Here is a 3,887-nt window from a genome sequence, read left to right as displayed (position 1 = left end):
ACCAAATAAACCAGCAGTGGAAGTTCCTAAAGTTGAAACTCCAGCTAAGGTAACACCAGAAACACCAACAGATACAAATCCAGTTGCGCCAGTGACACCTGATAATAATGGAGGTTCTGGTCAAGATGCACCAACACCAGCTACTCCAACTCCAAATGCAGATCAGGTAGATACTAAGACTACTATGGATAATGGAGCTAAATCAAATGATTCTCAAAATGTATTGCCAAATACAGGAACAGAATCAAATGCGACTCTTGCATCTCTAGGACTTCTTGGACTATTGAGTGGATTTGGACTTGTAGCTCGCAAGAAAAAAGAAGACTAAAAAATTAGTCAGATGAACATTCATTCTGTGGTATTTTATGACAAAGTAGATTGGTTCTGGGAATCGTGTTAGTCATAAAATAAAAAGAATGATTAGATAAAGAAAGCGAACAATGCTAGGATTTTGTTAAACGGAATTCTAAGTATTGTTCGCTTTTTATGGTATAATAATTACTATGCAGAAAAAACCAACGTCAGCCTATGTGCACATCCCATTTTGTACCCAGATTTGTTATTATTGTGACTTTTCAAAGGTCTTCATCAAGAATCAGCCGGTAGATATCTATTTGGAACATCTGTTAGAAGAGTTTCGTTCTTATGATATTCAAAAGTTGCGAACCCTCTACATCGGTGGTGGGACACCGACAGCCTTGTCAGCTTCACAACTAGAGGTGTTGTTGAAGGGCTTGACTAAAAACTTGGACTTGTCTGCCTTGGAGGAGTTGACCATTGAAGCCAATCCAGGTGACTTGGATGCGGATAAGATAGCTGTGTTGAAGAACTCAGCTGTCAATCGTGTTTCACTAGGTGTGCAGACCTTTGATGACAAGATGCTGAAAAAGATTGGGCGCAGTCATTTGGAGAAGGATATTTATGAAAATATTGACCGTCTGAAACTGGCTGGTTTTGACAACATCTCCATTGATTTGATTTATGCGCTACCTGGTCAGACCATGAATCAAGTCAAGGAAAATGTTGCTAAGGCCATTGGACTTGATATTCCCCATATGAGTTTGTATAGCTTGATTTTGGAAAATCATACGGTCTTTATGAACCGTATGCGACGAGGGAAATTGCCTCTGCCTAAGGAGGAACTGGAAGCTGAGATGTTTGAGTATATCATCGCAGAGTTGGAGCGAGCTGGTTTTGAGCATTATGAGATTTCCAATTTCTCAAAGCCTGGTTTTGAAAGTCGTCACAATCTTATGTACTGGGACAATGCTGAATACTATGGCATCGGTGCTGGGGCATCTGGTTATGTAGATGGAGTGCGCTATAAAAACCATGGTCCGATTCGTCATTATCTCAGTGCAGTTGAGGAAGGCAATGCTCGGATCACAGAAGAACACCTGAGTCAAAAGGAGCAAATGGAAGAGGAAATGTTCCTGGGACTCCGAAAGAAATTAGGAGTCTCCATGGTGCGATTTGAGGAAAAATTTGGACGGTCTTTTGATGGACTATATGGCGAAATCGTCAGAGACTTGGTTCAACAAGGTCTCATGCAAATAGACGGTGATCGCGTGCGCATGACAAAAAGAGGTCTCTTTTTGGGAGACACTGTAGCAGAACGATTTATTTTGGAGTAGGATGATGGGCTTAACTTATCAAATGAAAATGAAAATTCCTTTTGATATGGCTGATATGAACGGTCATATCAAGCTTCCAGATGTGATTTTACTGTCCCTGCAAGTTTCAGGGATGCAGTCGATTGAACTGGGAGTTAGTGATAAGACTATTTTGGAAGAGCATAATCTGGTCTGGATTATCACAGATTATGATATTGAGGTGGTTCGTTTGCCTCGTTTTGCAGAAGAAATCACTATCGAAACGGAAGCTTTGAGCTACAATCGGCTCTTTTGCTACCGTCGCTTTACTATTTATGATGAAGAGGGACGGGAACTTATCCACATGATGGCGACCTTTGTTCTCATGGATCGAGACAGTCGAAAAGTCCATGCTGTTGAACCTGAGATTGTGGCTCCTTATCAGTCTGATTTTGATAAAAAGCTTATTCGTGGACCAAAGTATGAGTCCTTGGAAGAGCCAATCAGCAAGGATTACCATGTTCGTTTTTACGACTTGGATATGAATGGTCATGTCAATAACAGTAAATACTTGGACTGGATTTTTGAGGTCATGGGAGCGGATTTTTTGACCCAGTATATTCCCAAGAAAATCAACCTCAAGTATGTCAAGGAAGTTCGACCAGGTGGGGTGATTACATCAGCTGTTGAACGGACTGGACTGGAAAGCAAGCATGAGATTACAAGCGATGGTGCTACCAGTGCCCAAGCTATCATCACTTGGCAAGAAATGAAGAAGGATTAGGGAGAAATATATGAAATATAAAGGCTATTTAATTGATTTAGACGGAACCATTTATAAGGGAAAAGACAGAATTCCAGCAGGAGAAGCTTTTATTCATGAATTGCAAAAGCGGAACATTCCCTATCTCTTTGTGACCAACAATACAACCCGCACTCCAGAAAGTGTTCAGGAGATGCTGGCTCAGAATTTTAATATCGATACGCCCCTATCAACTGTCTACACAGCGACTTTGGCAACCATCGACTATATGAATGACTTGGGACTGGAAAAGACGGTCTATGTCATTGGTGAAGCAGGGCTCAAGGAAGCCATCAAGGCGGCTGGTTATGTCGAAGACAAGGAAAATCCAGCCTATGTGGTAGTAGGACTGGACTGGCAAGTCGACTATGAAAAATTTGCGATAGCAACACTTGCTATCCAAAAGGGTGCCCATTTTATTGGAACCAATCCTGACCTCAACATCCCGACAGAACGCGGTCTTTTGCCAGGTGCTGGTTCACTGATTACCTTGCTTGAAGTAGCAACACGAGTGAAGCCTGTTTATATCGGAAAACCAAATGCCATCATTATGGACAAGGCGGTTGAGCACTTAGGTTTGGAACGTGAAGAATTAATCATGGTCGGCGACAACTATCTGACGGATATCCGAGCAGGGATTGACAATGGCATTCCAACGCTCTTGGTGACAACAGGTTTTACCAAGGCAGAAGAAGTAGCAGACCTACCAATCGCACCGACTCATGTGGTTTCTAGCCTAGCGGAGTGGGATTTTGATGAAAACTAAACTGACCTTTTTGAGCTCTATGCTCTTTCTCCTCTCCCTCTCAATCCTTCTGACCATTTATCTAGCTTGGATTTTCTATCCGCTGGAAATTCAGTGGCTGAACTTAACGAATCGAGTTTATCTAAAACCAGAAACCATTCAATACAACTTTCATATCTTGATGAATTACCTGACCAATCCTTTTAGCCAAGTCTTAGAAATGCCAGATTTTCGTTCATCAGCAGCTGGTCTGCACCACTTTGCGGTGGTGAAGAATCTCTTTCACTTGGTACAGTTAGTTGCCCTAGTGACGCTGCCAAGTTTCTATTTCTTTGTCAAAGGGATTGTGAAAAAGGGCTTCTTGTCTCTATTTAGTAAAGGGCTTTTGGCTCTAGTGGTTTTGCCTTTGCTGATTGGGCTTGGGGGAGTCTTGATTGGTTTTGATCAATTCTTTACTCTTTTTCATCAAATTCTCTTTGTGGGAGATGATACCTGGCTTTTTGATCCAGCCAAGGATCCAGTTATTCTGATTTTACCAGAGACCTTCTTCCTCCATGCCTTCCTCCTCTTTTTCGCCCTCTATGAAAACTTCTTTGGCTCTCTTTATCTGAAAAGTCGTAGGAAATAATACTAAGATGTTCTTATTTTGAATAAATAAGTTAGGTATGTGATTTGAAACTATTGTTAATACTCAATGAAAATCAAAGAGCAAACTAGGAAACTAGCCGCAGGCTGTACTTGAGTACGG

The 3,887-nt window shown here is 41.5% G+C and carries 5 protein-coding genes; all 5 read left to right on the top strand.

From position 1 onward, the window contains the following. The coding region (locus ADH54_RS12110) for an LPXTG cell wall anchor domain-containing protein (protein ID WP_049523481.1) at positions 1–328 on the top strand (328 nt) is incomplete at its 5' end. Positions 329–503: 175 nt separating this feature from the next. Beyond that, on the top strand, positions 504–1,634 hold the full coding sequence (hemW, locus tag ADH54_RS00840; protein WP_049523479.1) for a radical SAM family heme chaperone HemW: 1,131 nt from the start codon (positions 504–506) through the stop codon (positions 1,632–1,634). Between the two features lie 4 nt (positions 1,635–1,638). Continuing rightward, a complete protein-coding gene (locus ADH54_RS00835) occupies positions 1,639–2,376 on the top strand; it encodes an acyl-ACP thioesterase domain-containing protein (RefSeq protein ID WP_049523477.1) in 738 nt (245 codons plus the stop codon). A 10-nt stretch (positions 2,377–2,386) separates the two neighbouring features. Continuing rightward, complete coding sequence (locus ADH54_RS00830; RefSeq protein WP_049523475.1) at positions 2,387–3,160, top strand: TIGR01457 family HAD-type hydrolase; 774 nt, start codon at positions 2,387–2,389, stop codon at positions 3,158–3,160. Further along, positions 3,150–3,767, top strand: a complete 618-nt coding sequence (locus ADH54_RS00825; protein ID WP_049523473.1) for a TIGR01906 family membrane protein — start codon at positions 3,150–3,152, stop codon at positions 3,765–3,767. Before ADH54_RS00830 ends, ADH54_RS00825 begins: the two co-directional genes overlap by 11 nt. The last annotated feature ends 120 nt before the right edge of the window (positions 3,768–3,887 follow it).

The sequence above is a fragment of the Streptococcus pseudopneumoniae genome (assembly GCF_001072315.1).
GTDB classification, from domain to species: Bacteria; Bacillota; Bacilli; order Lactobacillales; family Streptococcaceae; genus Streptococcus; species Streptococcus pseudopneumoniae_R.
The sequence above is the reverse complement of the archived record's forward strand: the minus strand, read 5'-3'. Positions and strand labels throughout refer to the sequence as shown.